General features: G+C 66.3%; 13 protein-coding genes. 8 read left to right on the forward strand and 5 right to left on the reverse strand.

Features of this window, described 5'->3' with window-relative positions:
* Window positions 1-60: 60 nt before the first annotated feature.
* Window positions 61-2466, forward strand: a complete 2406-nt coding sequence (locus ACEN9H_RS14515) for a penicillin-binding protein 1A (protein ID WP_413675329.1) — start codon at window positions 61-63, stop codon at window positions 2464-2466.
* Here the strand turns inward: ACEN9H_RS14515 and ACEN9H_RS14520 are convergent, their stop codons facing one another.
* The 3 genes from ACEN9H_RS14520 to ACEN9H_RS14530 form a co-directional block, all read right to left on the reverse strand.
* Complete coding sequence (locus ACEN9H_RS14520; RefSeq protein ID WP_413675330.1) at window positions 2467-3312, reverse strand: SDR family oxidoreductase; 846 nt, start codon at window positions 3310-3312, stop codon at window positions 2467-2469.
* A gap of 75 nt (window positions 3313-3387) precedes the next feature.
* Window positions 3388-4515 carry a mechanosensitive ion channel family protein gene (locus ACEN9H_RS14525; protein WP_413675331.1) on the reverse strand — a complete coding sequence of 376 codons (1128 nt, stop codon included), beginning with the start codon at window positions 4513-4515 and terminating at the stop codon, window positions 3388-3390.
* 99 nt (window positions 4516-4614) lie between these two features.
* Complete coding sequence (locus ACEN9H_RS14530) at window positions 4615-4803, reverse strand: DUF3606 domain-containing protein (protein ID WP_056132828.1); 189 nt, start codon at window positions 4801-4803, stop codon at window positions 4615-4617.
* A gap of 155 nt (window positions 4804-4958) precedes the next feature.
* On the opposite strand from ACEN9H_RS14530, the gene ACEN9H_RS14535 reads away from it, so the two are divergent.
* The 4 genes from ACEN9H_RS14535 to ACEN9H_RS14550 all read left to right on the forward strand — a co-directional run bounded on the left by ACEN9H_RS14535 (window position 4959) and on the right by ACEN9H_RS14550 (window position 7622).
* Window positions 4959-5282 carry a thioredoxin family protein gene (locus ACEN9H_RS14535; protein ID WP_413675332.1) on the forward strand — a complete coding sequence of 108 codons (324 nt, stop codon included), beginning with the start codon at window positions 4959-4961 and terminating at the stop codon, window positions 5280-5282.
* On the forward strand, window positions 5279-6577 hold the full coding sequence (locus ACEN9H_RS14540; protein ID WP_413675333.1) for an MFS transporter: 1299 nt from the start codon (window positions 5279-5281) through the stop codon (window positions 6575-6577). The genes ACEN9H_RS14535 and ACEN9H_RS14540 overlap by 4 nt, the downstream gene beginning before the upstream one ends.
* Window positions 6578-6597: 20 nt before the next feature.
* The gene (locus ACEN9H_RS14545; protein ID WP_413675334.1) at window positions 6598-7008 is read left to right on the forward strand and encodes a GFA family protein; all 411 of its coding nucleotides are present in this window, start codon (window positions 6598-6600) and stop codon (window positions 7006-7008) included.
* Window positions 7009-7127: 119 nt separating this feature from the next.
* Window positions 7128-7622 carry a hypothetical protein gene (locus tag ACEN9H_RS14550; RefSeq protein ID WP_413675335.1) on the forward strand — a complete coding sequence of 165 codons (495 nt, stop codon included), beginning with the start codon at window positions 7128-7130 and terminating at the stop codon, window positions 7620-7622.
* A gap of 52 nt (window positions 7623-7674) precedes the next feature.
* Here ACEN9H_RS14550 and ACEN9H_RS14555 read toward each other — a convergent pair whose 3' ends face one another.
* Window positions 7675-8466: a YdiY family protein gene (locus ACEN9H_RS14555; protein ID WP_229411961.1), complete on the reverse strand. Its 792-nt coding sequence runs from the start codon at window positions 8464-8466 to the stop codon at window positions 7675-7677.
* Between the two features lie 277 nt (window positions 8467-8743).
* Between ACEN9H_RS14555 and ACEN9H_RS14560 the strand changes: the two genes are divergently transcribed.
* Window positions 8744-9391, forward strand: a complete 648-nt coding sequence (locus ACEN9H_RS14560) for a response regulator transcription factor (protein ID WP_160410385.1) — start codon at window positions 8744-8746, stop codon at window positions 9389-9391.
* 310 nt (window positions 9392-9701) lie between these two features.
* A complete protein-coding gene (locus ACEN9H_RS14565; protein WP_413675336.1) occupies window positions 9702-12350 on the forward strand; it encodes an EAL domain-containing protein in 2649 nt (882 codons plus the stop codon).
* Here ACEN9H_RS14565 and ACEN9H_RS14570 read toward each other — a convergent pair whose 3' ends face one another.
* Window positions 12351-13643, reverse strand: a complete 1293-nt coding sequence (locus ACEN9H_RS14570; protein ID WP_200948765.1) for an NCS2 family permease — start codon at window positions 13641-13643, stop codon at window positions 12351-12353.
* A gap of 175 nt (window positions 13644-13818) precedes the next feature.
* On the opposite strand from ACEN9H_RS14570, the gene uxaC reads away from it, so the two are divergent.
* The gene (gene uxaC / locus ACEN9H_RS14575; RefSeq protein ID WP_056132801.1) at window positions 13819-15213 is read left to right on the forward strand and encodes a glucuronate isomerase; all 1395 of its coding nucleotides are present in this window, start codon (window positions 13819-13821) and stop codon (window positions 15211-15213) included.
* Window positions 15214-15219: the final 6 nt, after the last annotated feature.

Genomic DNA, 15219 nt, shown 5'->3' on the forward strand with positions numbered 1-15219 from the left:
GCGGGCCGTCGGCTATACTTGTGCCGCCATTGACAAGCTAGCTGACAGGAAGAAACGAGAGTGGAAGACCATAACGACGGCAAGGGCTGGAACGGACGCGAACGCAGGATGATCGACCGCGCCGGGGCCCGCGCCAGGGAAGCCTATGCGCGGGCGCACGGGCACCTGATGACCAAACCGCCGCATCTGCGCTGGCTGTACATCGCCGCCGGGCTCGCGCTGCTGCTCGCGACGCTGTTCGCCGTCTGGATCGCGCTGCTGTTTCCGCTCACGCCCGGCATCGAGGACGTCAAGCAGGCCCGCGTGGCGCGGCCCACCGTCGTCGTCTCGGCCGACGGCCGCCAGCTGGCCAGCTTCGAGCAGGGCATCCAGATGAAGGTGCCGCTGTCGGCCGTGTCGCCGAACGTCGTCAATGCCCTCATCGCGACGGAAGACCACCGCTTCTATGACCACCACGGCGTCGACTTCACCCGCATCGCCGGCGCCTTCGTCGCCAACCTGAAGGGCGATGCGCAGGGCGGCTCGACGATCACCCAGCAGCTTGCGCGCAACCTGTTCCGCGACGAGATCGGCCGCGCGCGCAACATCAACCGCAAGCTGAAGGAACTCATCACCGCCTTCAAGATCGAGAACACATACAGCAAGACGGAAATCCTCGAAGCCTACCTGAACACCGTCCCGTTCCTGTACAACACGTACGGCATCGAGGCGGCCGCGCACACGTACTTCAACAAGACGGCCGCCCAGCTGAACGAGACGGAAGCGGCCACGCTCGTCGGCATGCTGAAGGGCACGGCCTACTACAACCCCGTCACGAACCCCGAACGTTCGCTCGCGCGCCGCAACGTCGTGCTGGGACAGATGCTGAAGGCGGGCGCGTTCGACGAGGCCAAATACCGCCAGCTGGTCAAGCGGCCGCTGCGCCTGCATTTCGCGCGCATGGCGGAGCGCAACGGCAAGGACGATCATTTCACGGCCTATGTGCGGCGCTGGCTCGTCGACTGGGCCGAGAAGCACGACGCCGACCTGCAGCAGGACGGGCTCGTCGTGCAGACGACGCTCGACTACGACCTGCAGCAGGCCGCGCAGCGCGCCGTCGAACGCCAGGCCGGCGCGCTGCAGGCCATCGCGGACGTCGACTGGGCCCATTCCTGGCCGATCAACGCGACGTCCACACAGACCTATGTCGACATGCGCGACGGCGTCAACCCGTTCGAATACTACTGGCAGTCGCACGGCGAGCTGCTGGAGTCGTTCATCCGCGAGTCGTCCGACTACCGCAAGGCCGTCGACGGCGGCGAAAATCCGGTCGCGGTCCTGAAGAAGCTGAAGGCCGACCGCAACTTCATGCGCCAGCTGAAGGCGTCGAAATCGCGCCTGGAGGCGGGCTTTCTCGCGATGGACCCGACGACGGGCGAGATCAAGGCGTGGGTGGGCAGCCGCGACTTCGAGAAGGAGCAATACGACCACGTGGCCCAGGCCGCGCGCCAGCCCGGCTCCACGTTCAAGCCGATCGTCTACGCCGCCGCGCTGGAAAAGGGCATCGCGCCGGAGCACGCCTACCTGGACGCCGTCACGACGATCCGCTTCGACGACGGCACCGTGTGGCGCCCGACGGACAACAGCGGCACGACGGGCCGCCAGCTGACCATGCGCGATGGCCTCGTCTATTCGAAGAACACGATCACGGCGCAGGTCGTGCGCGACATCGGCGTCGCGCCCGTCGTCAAGCTGGCGCAGGACCTGGGCGTCCGCACGAGCAAGCTGGCGCCCGTGCCGTCGATCGCGCTGGGCTCCAGCCCGGTCACCCTGCTGGAGATGGTCAACGCGTATTCGACGATCGCCGCACAGGGCGAGTACCGCAAGCCGGTGTTCGTGCGCCGCATCACGGACCGCAACGGCCAGGTGATCGCCGATTTCGCGTCGCAGACGCCGCAGCGGGTGCTGTCGCAGGAGTCGGCCATCACCCTGATCGACATGATGCGCGGCGTGATCAACCGCGGCACGGGCACGGGCATCCGCTACCGCTTCGGCATCACGGCCGACGTAGCCGGCAAGACGGGCACCACGCAGAACAACGCGGATGGCTGGTTCATCATGATGCACCCGAACCTCGTCGCGGGCGCGTGGGTGGGATTCAACGACAACCGCGTCACGATGCGGTCGAATTACTGGGGGCAGGGCGGGCACAGCGCGATCCTGCTCGTGGGCGACTTCTTCAAGTCCGCGCTCGACAGCGGCAAGGTCAGCGCCGACGCGCTGTTCCCGGGCGGGCACAAACCCGAACCCGTGACGCGTCACGCAGAGCCGCCGCCCGAGGAAGACATGGAAGAGGGCGGCGACATGCAGCAAGAAGGCGGCCCGCCGCCCGACACACCGCAGCCGCCCGAGAATGAACAGCCCGTCCGGCCGGAGCCGGACCTGCAGCAGGAAGGCATCACGCTGCCGCCGCCGAACGATGCGTGATCACAGGATAGGGGTGCCGCCCGTGACCGGGATGCGCGCCCCGGAAATGTAGCTGGCTTCGTCGGACGCCAGCATCACGTACACGGGTGCCACTTCCACCGGCTGGCCCGGCCGCTTCATCGGCACCTGCTGGCCGAAGCTTTCCACCTGGTCCGGCGGCATCGTCGACGGGATCAGCGGCGTCCAGATCGGCCCCGGCGCGACGGAATTCACGCGTATCCCTTGTTCCGCCAGCAGCTGCGCGAGGCCGGCCGTGAAATTGGCGATCGCGCCCTTCGTCGTCGCATACGGCAGCAGGGTCGGCTTCGGATTGTCCGAGTTGACCGACGTCGTGTTGATGATCGACGACCCGGGCTTCATGTGCTTCACGGCCGCCTTGCAGATGTGGAACATGGCCGAGATGTTGACCGCGAACGTGCGGTCCCATTCCTCGTCCGGGATCTCTTCCAGCGACACGCGGGTCATCTGGAACGCCGCATTATTCACAAGCACGTCGATGCGGCCGAATGCCTGCACCGCGCGGTCGACGATGGCGCGGCAGTGGGCGGGATCGGCGATGTCGCCCGGGACCAGCACCGCCTTGCGGCCCGCTTCGCGCACGAGGCGTTCGGTTTCGCGCGCATCGTCATGCTCGTCGAGGTAGGAAATCAGCACGTCGGCCCCTTCGCGCGCGAAGGCGAGGGCGACGGCGCGGCCGATGCCGCTGTCGCCGCCCGTGATGACGGTGGCCTTGTCCTTGAGCCGGCCGTGGCCCACATAGCTCGTCTCGCCGTGGTCCGCCGGCGGCGTCAGTCGGGATTCGTGGCCGGGTGGCGTCTGGTGTTGCGCGGGTTGATGTTGCTGCATCGTGACCTCCTGATCGATCGTTGGAGGGTGCGATGATAGGGCCGGACGCCGGGACGCGGCGTCCGGTTCCGGCGATCAATGCATGGGCCGGGCCTGCGGCGTCGTCCGACCGTCCGGACGGCGTGCGCCGCCGTCGTTGGCGGCCGGTTGCTGGACCAGCAGTTCCTGCGCGCGCGGCGCCGTCGAGATGTCCAGGTCGCGCAGCAGCTGCATCGTCTCCAGCAGCACGGCTTGCTGGGTCTGCAGGTACAGGCCGTAGTTGGCGTCCGTCAGGTTGTAGACGATGTCGTACTCCAGGTAGTTCTGGTCCATCGTCGTCAGGTTGACGTGGTCGAGTTTCACCTTGTCCTTGGCCGAAATGATGGCGCCCACCCGCTCCGGCAGCTGCGCCGCCAGCTCGTGCGGCGTGGAGGGATTGATGCGCAGGGTGTACTGCACGCGCCGCGTGTTCTGGCGCTTGAAGTTGTGGACCGTCTTGCGCAGGAGCTCCGCGTTGGCGATCACGATCTGCTCGCCCGACAGCGCGCGGATCCGGGTCGTCTTGAGGCCCACGTGCTCGATGGTGCCGAAGAATTCGGGCACCGAAATCGCGTCGCCCACTTCGAACGGCTTGTCGGTCGCGATCGCCAGGGACGCGAACAGGTCGCCGAGGACGTTCTGCACGGCCAGTGCGATGGCCACGCCGCCGATGCCCAGGCTCGCGACGAACGTCGTCACGTTGATGCCGAGATTGGACAGCATCGCCAGCAGGAACACGGTCCACACGCTCCATTGCAGCGCCCAGATCATCAAGGTGTGCGCGACGGTGACCTGGTCGTTTTCCAGGCCCTTGCCGTGCACGCGGAAGTAGCGCCGCGCCGTCACGGCGATTGCGTGGTGCAGGTACAGGGCAAGTTGCGCGCCGAGCGTGATGAACCACAGGTGGCCGATGCGCTGGTTCCACGGCGGCGGCAGGTCGAGCATCGACACGCCGATCAGGATCGAGGTCGCGAGGATGGCGAGATTGCTGGTACGCGCGAGCGTGTGGCGCAGGACGTCGACGATGGGTTTATGGGCCCGCTCGTCGTCGAACTGGTCGAGACGGCGGCGGAACAGGCGCACGGCGCCGTGGATGGCAATGAAGCTGACGACGGCCGCGGTCAGTGCCACGGCCGCATTGGTCCAGCTGATGTCGAGATTGGAGAAATAGCCGCGGATAGTCATCGGGCTCCTTTCGAAAGGACGGGTTGCGCGGGAGCACGCGCGAGGGAACAGCGCCCGGCCGGCGGGGCCGGGCGGGCGTCGGGCAAAGTACTTACGGGATCAGTGCCGGGTGCCGCGCAGGTGCTGGCGAACCGCCTCGGCGCTGCTGCTGCCGGCTTCCTCGACGGCCTTCGCCAGCTCTTCCTCGGTGACGCCCAGCTCCTTGGTCCAGTACTGGACTTCCCATTTTTCATGCAGGTTGATGCGCGAGCGGTCCTGCTGGCCGCGGTTTTGCAGGTTATCGGACATGATGGCCTCCTTGGTCGATACAAGTGCAGGATGCCACCGGTCCCGGCCATATTCCGTTCGGTGTTTCACGTTGTGGCCGCCTTAAAAGCGGCCCAGACTTACTCCAATGGCATGTTTTGTTGTAGGCTAGCGTGATCGACAACATGGAGACATGCATGAGCAAACCCTATGACACGGCGCAGCCCGAGCGCAGCGCCATCGACGCGCTGCCCGGCGTGGTCGCCCTCGACTTCGGCACGAACTGGTGCGGCTATTGCCAGGCGGCGGCCAGCCACATCGACGACGCGCTCGCACCTTACCCCGGCGTCCGGCACATCAAGGTCGAGGATGGCCCCGGACGCAAGCTGGGCCGTTCGTTCAAGGTGAAGCTGTGGCCGACCGTCGTCGTACTCAAGGATGGCCAGGAAGTCGCGCGCGTCGTGCGCCCGGTCGCGAGCAACGAGCTCGCCGACGCGTTGTCGCAGGCCGGTGCCGCATGACCGGTACCGCGACGCACACCCCACGGAACCGCCCGGCGACCGTCCTGTTCGCCAGCCTCATCGGCACCACCATCGAGTTCTTCGACTTTTATATCTACGCCACGGCCGCCGTGCTCGTGTTCCCGAAGCTGTTCTTCCCGGCCGGGGATGCCGCGGCGGCCACGCTCCAGTCGCTGGCCACGTTCGCCATCGCCTTTTTCGCGCGCCCCGTCGGCTCGGCCGTGTTCGGCCACTTCGGCGACCGCGTCGGGCGCAAGGCCACGCTCGTGGCCGCGCTGCTGACCATGGGCCTGTCCACCGTCTTCATCGGCCTGTTGCCGACCTATGCCACCATCGGCACGGCGGCGCCGCTGCTGCTCGCGCTGTGCCGCTTCGGCCAGGGCCTCGGCCTGGGCGGCGAGTGGGGCGGGGCCGTGCTGCTGGCGACGGAAAACGCGCCGCCGGGCAAGCGCGCGTGGTACGGCATGTTCCCGCAGCTCGGGGCACCGATCGGCTTCTTCCTGTCCAGCGGCGTGTTCCTGCTGCTGTCGCAGACCCTGTCCGATGCCGATTTCCTGCGTTACGGCTGGCGGATCCCGTTCCTGGCGAGCGCGCTGCTCGTCCTGGTCGGCCTGTACGTGCGCCTGAAGATCACGGAAACGCCCGATTTCCAGGCCGTGCTCGACCGCAACGAGCGTGTGAAGCTGCCTGTCGCGGCCGTGTTCGCGAACCACACGCGCGCCCTCGTACTGGGCACGCTCGCCGCGCTGGCCACGTTCGTCGTGTTCTACCTGATGACCGTGTTCGCGCTGAGCTGGGGCACGTCGGCACTCGGGTATTCGCGCCAGACCTTCCTGCTGCTGCAGCTGGGCGCCATCGTATTCTTCGGCCTCACGATCCCCATCGCGGCGGTGCTCGCCGACCGCCACGGCCGGCGCGCGGCGATGATCCTCGTGTCCGTCGGTCTCGCACTGTTCGGCCTGTTGTTCGGCCCCCTGTTCGGCTCCGGCCAGCTGACGCTCGTGGCGTTGTTCCTCGTGCTGGGCCAATGCCTGATCGGCCTGACCTATGGCCCGCTGGGCACCTTGCTTTCGGAAATGTTCCCGCCCGAGGTGCGCTACACCGGCGCATCGCTGACGTTCAACCTGGCGGGCATCCTGGGCGCCTCGCTCGCGCCGTACGTGGCAACATGGCTCGCGACCAACTACGGCCTGCAGACCGTAGGCTGGTATTTGAGCGCGGCGTCCGTCATCAGCCTCGCCGCGTTGCTGCTGACGGCACCGGCAAGCAGCGGGACGCCGGCCACGGCGCGCTGACACGACGACAGGAGAGGGCGATGGGCTTGCAGGGCGGGTGCATGTGCGGCGCGGTGCGTTACGAGGCGTCGGGAGAACCTTTCAACGCCACACTGTGCCACTGCGTCGATTGCCGCCGCGCGAGCGGTGCGCCCGCGCTCGCGTGGTTCAGCGTGCGCCGCGACGCGCTGCGCTGGACCCGCGGTAGCCCGTCCCGCAACGCATCGAGCCCCGGCGTCGAACGCCTGTTCTGCGGCCAGTGCGGCACGCAGTTGACGTGGCACGGCGCGGGCGCCGCCGACGAGATCGATGTCACCACCGGCAGCCTGGACGATCCGGACGCGGTACCGCCGGCCGACCATACCTTCGCATCCCAGCAAGTGCGCTGGCTGCATCTCGCAGACGCGCTGCCACGTTACGCCAAGACACGTTTCGATGGGTCAATGTGTTGAAATATTGACACAGAAAGTGTCGTATTTACCAACGTAGTTACAATAAAATACACGATTGTCCACACGAAACGATAGCAGATCGTTAAAATTCGAGTTCAACAATTTATTTGGAGAACTTCATGCTCAAGTCTGTCCTGCGTTTCGCCACCGGCGCCGTCCTCATGTCTGCCGCGTTCTGCGCTTCCGCCGCTCCGGCCACGTACAAGGACTTCAAGGTGTCCGGTGTGCTGCAGGAAATCCCGGGCCCGTCGGCCCGCTGCGCATCGAATTTCGGCGGCACCATTCTCGGTTTCGGCACCAGCAGCCTGGTCGGCAACAAGGTCACGTTCCTGGCCACCGACTGCATCACGCCGAGCGGCACGTCGTACACCTTCAGCGAAGGCAAATTCCTGATCACCACGCTGACCGGCGAACTGATCTTCGCTAACTACAGCGGCCAGTTCGTGCCGACGGGCGTGGGCACCAAATTCGTGTTCAGCAACGCGACGTTCCAGGTCACGGGCGGCACCGGGCGTTACGCCAAGGCGACGGGCGGCGGCGACATCACGGGCGGGGAAGATATGGCGACGGGGCAGGGCACGATCCAGCTCACCGGACGTATCCTGGCCAAATAAGCCACAGGGGAAGAAAAAAGTAACGGCCGGGACATCCCGGCCGTTTGTGTTTTCAGAACGAATACACGAGCGTCAGCGACGTCTGCGTATCCGTATTCTTCTTGTTGTCGGGCACGTTCGTATCGCTGCGCGCGCTGAACGCGGCCTTCATCTGCATCGTGCCGTTGATCTTGGTGGACAGCGCCGTCTCGGCGATCGAGTGCATATTCGACGTGCCCCGTTCCACGCTGACGCTCTGCGAAAACGCCGCGGACGGACTCACGCGCCAGCGCAACTGGGCCGCGCCCCGTACCGTCATGCCGGATTCGACGCCGCCGGCCGCGTTCTCGCCGTGGAAATAACCCGGACCCACTTCGACGTCGACGGTTTCATTGTCGCGCTTGAGGAGCTGGGTGCCGTAGCCGACGCCGACCGACGAATAGCGGGTATAGGCGCCGAACTTGTCGTTCACGTGCGAGCCGAGCAGGAAGGCGCGGTTGCCGTCCTCCAGCAGCTTGAACGCCGCCTTCGCCGACACCTGGTAGCGCTCGGCCGAGCGGGTGCGCGTCGTGGAGCCGTCGTCGTTGTGCGTGACGTCTTCCTTGAAGTAGCCGCTGACGATGTATTCGTTGCTCCAGTTGGCCATCTCGTGGCGCGCATCGATCTTGCCGGTCACGGAGGTGCCTTCGGTATTGCCCGAGGTCGTGATCGCACCCAGCTCCGCCGACGTGTACCAGTTGCTGCCTTCCGGTATCGCCATCGTCGGCGCCTGGGTGAAGTAACTGGACGACGGCACGCTGCTGTCGAGGTCGTCCGGAGCGGCCATCGCCGCCCCCGCGCCGGTCAGTGCCAGCACACAAAGCATCAGAGATTTCATAGGCATCGGGTCGGCTGCCTTCCGTCGCCATCGGGAGCGATGCGCAGCCTGTCGTTCACGGATCATCTGCGGCAGGCCGAGCCTGCCGGCGGAGGCGCCATTGTAGCCCAAACCGCCGAACGAAATACTTTCGCGTAGAAAATTTACATATTTGCCTTGGGAAATGCCTCAAAATCTGATGCAATTGTTAACTGATCAAAGATTATGTTTGCAATTGTGCGTAAACGTTGCCTAGAATGCTTTCTTTGCCGACATACCGGCGTGCATGTATGAAGGAAGCATTTTGATCAGGCTAGTCATCGCCGACGATCACGAACTGATCCGCGAAGGAATCAAGAAGATCGTACGGCCCTGCGTCGACCTAAAAATCGTCGGCGAAGCCGCAGACTTGAAGCAAGCGATCGCCCTCATCGCCCAGGTTCACCCCGACGTCGTGATCCTGGACCTGACACTGCCCGATTACGACGGGCTGGACGGCCTCGCCGAACTGCGGCGCCATTTTCCCGACCTGCGGGTCGTGATCCTCAGCATGCACGCTGAGGAAAAGTTCGCGCTCGCCTCCCTGCGGGCGGGGGCGCTCGGCTATGTCTCCAAGGCGATGGCATCCGCCGAGCTCGTGGAAGCGGTGCGCCGCGCGGCCACGGGCGGCACTTGGCTGGGACCGCGGGTGGGCGAGCTGCTCGCGCTCGAAGCGCGGCCCGGCGGACGTCCGCCACACCACAGCCTGACGCCGCGCGAGTCGGAAATCGTCGCGCTGATCGGCTCCGGGCTACAGATCAAGCAGGTCGCGGCCGAGCTGGGCATCAGCATCAGCTCGGTCAACACCTATCGCACCCGCATCTTCCGCAAGATGGGGCTGTCGACGAACGCGGCCCTCATCCGCTACGCGCTCCAGCACGGGCTCGCCGGCTGAGCTGCACCGTTGCCGTAAGGCAACAATGTGTCCGAGCAATTGTCATAGAATTCGCGACAGACTCCTTCGCGTTTTCCTACCCGGAATTGTGTCGCGCCGGAGCGGAACGCTGCCAGGGGGCGCCAAACCGGCGCCGAACCGGTTCGCTCGTAATGACGTTCATCGTCATGGACAGACCTACTACGAATGTTAATGCTTAGCCATCTTAGCTAATATCAATGCAAGTTCTGACGGCCGGGGTGTGCGGTGCACCGGCCACCGACTGCATGACATGACGGCACGACCGCCCAAAAAACGCGGCGCGAACAAGATGACAACAACGCACAAGAGAGAGAACGCCCGGGGACCCTATGAAATCCTCGTGGCGGAGGACAGCCCGACACAGGCCGAACACCTGGCCCGGGTGCTGGCGCACGACCCGGACTGCCCGGCGCGCGTGCGCGTGGCCGCCGATGGCGAGGCCGCGCTGCGCATGGCGCGTGAGATGGCGCCCGACCTGGTCGTCAGCGACATCGCCATGCCGCGCATGGACGGCTATGCGCTGTGCCGCGCCCTGAAGGACGATGCGGCACTGGCCGCCGTGCCCGTCCTGCTGCTGACGCGCCTGACCACGCTGCAGGACATCGTGCGCAGCCTGGAAGCGGGCGCCGACGGCTTCCTGCCCAAGCCCTACGACGCCGGCCAGCTACGCGACCGCGTGCGCCGCATCCTGCAGGGACGGGACGCGGGCGACCCGGCGCGGCCGCTGGAAGTGATGGCGGACGAGCGGCGCCGCATCTACGAACTGCTCGTCGCCACCCACGAGGACACCCAGCGCCTGAACACGGACCTCGCGCGCATGGTCGATTCGCTCGCGCTGCTGAGCCGGATCGCCGGCGCCCTGAACGAGGCGGCCGGCGAGACCGACGTGGCGCGCGCCGCGCTGGATCACCTGATCAGGCTCCCGGCGCTCGCGGGCGCCGCCATCTGCACCGCCGCGCCCGACGGCGCCGCGCGCGTGCTCGCGCAACGGGGCGAGGAGCCCGTGCCGGGCGCCCGCGCGGGCGCGGACGGCTGCGCGGGAGACGACCCGGCGCAGCTTTGCCTGCCGCTGCTCGCAGGGACGCGCCGGCTCGGCGAATTGCACGTGCGCGCCCGGCACGACGCTTTCAGTAACGAAGAGCGCGAGCTGCTGGCCGGCGTGGCGCAGCAGGTCGCACTCGCGCTCGAGCGCGCGCGCCTGTACACGCGGGCCGAGGCGCTCGTCGTCGAACGGACGAACGCGCTGCGCTCGGAGCGCAACCGCCTGTCCGCCATCGTCGAGACGGCCGGCACGCTCGTGCTCATGACGGACCCGGAAGGCCGTATCGTGACGTTCAACCGGGCCTGCGAGGAATCGCTGGGCTGGCGCGCGGCGCAGGCCATGGGGCGGCACTACTGGGAGGTGGTGCGCGGCGCCGCCGACCCGGAGGTCGTCCGGCACATGTTCGCGGGCCTGGCAGGGGACGCGCAGCCGCAGCCGCAGCGGCTGCAGGGTGAATGGGTGACGCCCGACGGGGGCACGCGCAGCATCGTCTGGACACACACGCTGCTGCGGCGCGAGGACGGCTGCGTCGAATTCGTCCTCGGCACCGGCATCGACGTCACCGCATTGCGCGGCGCCGAACAGCGGCTGCACTATGCCAGCAACTACGACGCCGTCACGGGCCTGCCGAACCGCGACCTGCTGCGCGACCGCCTGCGCCAACTCAAGGCCCAGGTGCAGGCCCAGGCCGGCCGTCGCGTGCTCGGCTTCATGCTCGTGCGCTTCGGACGCATGGCCCTGATCCGCGAGGCGCTCGGACCCGGCGCGGAACAGGCCCTGCTGCAGGAAGCGGCCGCGCGCCTGCGCGAGGTGGCCAGCCAGGACATGGTTGCCAGCTTCTCGGAAGGCGCGTTCGCGCTGGCCCTGCTGCGCACCGACGCCGACGAACTTGCCGCGAGCGCACGCCGCGTGCTGGCCGCGCTGGGACAACCGTACAGGTATCAGCACGACGAATTCCACCTCGACCCGAGCGTCGGCATCGCGATCTATCCGAACGACGGCGTCGCGTACGATACGCTGGCGCGGGGCGCCGAAACGGCGCTGCGCCAGGCGGCCGACGGCGTCGGCCAGCGTTACGCCTTCTACCGACCGGAACTGAACCGCGACGCGAACGAGCGCTTCAAGCTGGAAAACGCGCTGCGCCGTGCGCTCGAACGCGAGGAGCTGGAGCTCCATTACCAGCCGCAGATCGCCGTCGACGGCAAATCGATCGTCAGCGCGGAGGCGCTGCTGCGCTGGCGCCATCCGGAGCGCGGCCTCGTGCCGCCGAACGACTTCATCCCGCTGGCCGAGGAAACGGGCCTGATCGTCGAGATGGGGGAATGGGTGCTGCACAAGGTCTGCTGCCAGTTGCAGGCCTGGCGGCGCGCGGGCCTGCCCGTTGTGCCGGTGGCCGTGAACCTGTCGGCGCACCAGTTCGACGAGCGCATCGTCGGCACGGTGCGGCGCGTACTGGACGACTGCGGGCTCGAACCCGGCCTGCTCGAACTGGAGCTGACCGAGAGCGCGTCGATGGCCGACGCGGACAAGAGCATCGCGCTGCTGGCGCGGCTGAAGGGAATGGGCATCCGGCTCGCCATCGACGATTTCGGCACCGGCTATTCGAACCTGAACTACCTGAAGCGGTTCCCGGTCGACCGCCTGAAGCTGGACCGCTCGTTCGTGCGCGACCTGGAGACCGATGCCGACGACCTGGCGATCGCGCGCGCCGTCGTCGCGATGGCGCACGGCCTGCGGCTGTCGGTGGTGGCGGAAGGGGTGGAGACGGCCGGCCAGCTGGCTTTGCTGGCCGACCTCGGATGCGACCTCGTGCAGGGCTGGTTGTTCAGCCGCGCCGTGCCGGCGGAAGAATTCGCCCGGCTGCTGGCGGCCGGGCAGATGCCGGCCGCCGCGTGATCAGCTGCCGATATAAACTATCTTGAAGGCGAAGAGGGCGGCGATCACCCAGATCACGGGCTTGACTTCGCGCGCGCGGCCCGTTGTCAGCTTGAGCAGCGCGTAGGTGATGAAGCCGAATGCGATGCCTTCCGCGATCGAGTAGGTGAACGGGATCACGAGCGCCGTGATCGCGGCCGGAACCGCTTCGGTCGTGTCGTTCCACTCGATGTCGCCCAGGTCGCGCAGCATCAGGCACGCGACGAACAGCAGCGCGGGCGCCGTCGCGTACGCGGGGACGACGCCTGCCAGCGGGGCGATGAACAGGCAAGCCAGGAACAGCACGGCCACGGTCAACGCCGTGAGACCCGTGCGGCCGCCGGCCTGCACGCCCGACGCGCTTTCGATATACGCGGTCGTGCTCGACGTGCCCAGCACGGAGCCGGCGACGATCGCGGCGCTGTCGGCCAGCAGGGCCTTGTTCAGGCGCTCCATCTTGCCCTCCACGAGCAGGCCCGCGCGGCTGGCGACGCCCATCAGCGTGCCGGTCGCATCGAACAGCTCGACGAGGAAGAACACGAGCACCACGTTGAGGATGCCGGCGCCGAGGGCGCCCTTGATGTCCAGCTGGCCGAAGGTCGGCGCGATCGACGGCGGGGCCGAGACAAGGCCGTGGAACGTGTTCCCGCCGAAGAAGAACGAGAGGATCGTCACGACGACGATGCCGATCAGGATCGCGCCGCGCACCTTCAGGCGGTCGAGGGTGACGATCAGCAGGAAGCCGACGACGGCCATGATGGCCTCCGGCTTGTGCAGGTCGCCCGCCTGCACGAGCGTCGCCGGGCTGGCCACGACGATGCCGGCGCTCTTCAGCGCGATCAGCGCGAGGAACATGCCGAGACCCACCGTGATCGCCACGCGCAGCGAACGCGAGATGCCGTTTACGATCATCGCGCGCAGCCCGAACACGGAGACGAGGATGAACAAACAGCCCGACACGAACACGGCGCCCAGCGCCGCCTGCCAGGGTACCTTCATGCCCAGCACGACGGCGTAGGCGAAATAGGCGTTCAGGCCCATGCCGGGCGCCATCGCGATCGGGTAGTTGGCGTACAGGCCCATCACGAGACTGCCCAGTGCCGCGACGAGGCACGTCGCGACGAACACCGCGTCCTTCGGCATCCCGGCGTCGCCCAGGATCGTGGGATTGACGAAGATGATGTACGCCATCGTCAGGAACGTGGTGACGCCGGCGAGGATTTCGGTCCGCGTGTCGGTGCCGCTCTGGCGCAATTTAAAAAATGAGTCGAGCATTCTTGGATCCATGATTGTAGTGATGGCCGTGGCCGTTGTATCCATGCATCACGAGCCGATGACCGAAGCATAACATCCGCACCAACGGCCGCGAAGGCACAAAGTCCTTGCACTGGTAATATATTAGGCCTACCATCCTGATATATCAGATTTAGCCACCAAGGAGCTACACGCTATGACCGCCTTCATGGACCAGGATTTCCTCCTCACCACCGACGTCGCCCGCAAGCTTTATCATGAAGTTGCCGCCGACCTGCCGGTCATCGACTACCACTCGCACCTGCAGCAGGGCGAGATCGCCGAGCGCAAGACCTTCCGCAACATCGCCGAGCTGTGGCTGGGCGGCGACCATTACAAATGGCGGCTGATGCGCACGGCCGGCGTGCCGGAGGAATACTGCACGGGCGACCGCTCGGACAAGGAAAAATTCCTGGCCTTCTGCAAGGTGCTGCCGCTCGCCATCGGCAACCCGATCTATCACTGGAGCCACCTGGAACTGCGCCGCATCTTCGGCATCGACCTGGTCATCAACGAGAAGAACGCGGAAGCGATCTGGGAGCAGGCGAACGCGAAGCTGGCCGGCATGGACACGTGGACGTTCCTGGAGCAGGCCAAGGTGGAAATCGCCTGCACGACGGACGACCCGGCCGACGACCTGCTGCAGCACGCCGAGATCGCGCAATCGGCGCTGAAGACCCGCGTGCTGCCGGCCTACCGTCCGGACAAGGCCATGCGCATCAACAACCCGGGCTTCGAACAATACGTGGCCCGCCTTTCCGACGTGGCGGGCGTGAAGATCGATTCGTTCACCTCGTTGATCGCCGCGCTGGCCAACCGTGTGGAATACTTCCATGCGCGCGGCGGCCGTATTTCCGACCACGCGATCGACATCCCGCTGCCGACCGTCGCCGCGACGGCCGACCAGCTGGACGGCCTGTTCGCCAAGCGCATGCGCGGCGAGCTGCTGGGCGACCTCGAACAGGCGCAATACCTGCGCGGGCTGCTGGAGGCGATCGGGGGAGTCTATGCGAAATACGACTGGACGATGTGCTTCCACATCGGTGCCATGCGCAACAACAACCAGCGTATGCTGGAGACTTTGGGTCCGGATACCGGCTTCGATTCGATCTCGGACATGACGACCAGTAACGGCCTCGTGGCGCTGCTGTCGGCGCTCGACTCCCGTAAACAGCTGCCGAAGACGATGCTGTTCAACCTGAACCCGGCGATGAATGAAGTGCTTTCGACGATGATCGGCAATTTCCAGGACGGCAGCGTGGCCGGCAAGGTGCAGTTCGGCCCGGCCTGGTGGTTCAATGACCACAAGCTCGGCAACCTGAACCAGATCCTCGCGTTCGGCAACCACTCCGTGCTGGGCATCTTCGTGGGCATGGTGACGGACTCGCGCAGCTTCGCGTCGTACCCGCGCCACGACTATTTCCGCCGCCTCGTGTGCCGCCAGCTCGGCGAATGGGTCGCCAGCGGCGAGTATCCGGAAGACTACGATGCGCTGGCGACCATCGTGCGCGGTATCTGCTACGAAAACGCCAAGAACTACTTCAAGCTCTGATTGGGC

Source organism: Massilia cellulosiltytica (genome assembly GCF_047325105.1).
In the GTDB taxonomy this organism is placed as follows: Bacteria; Pseudomonadota; Gammaproteobacteria; order Burkholderiales; family Burkholderiaceae_D; genus Telluria; species Telluria orientalis.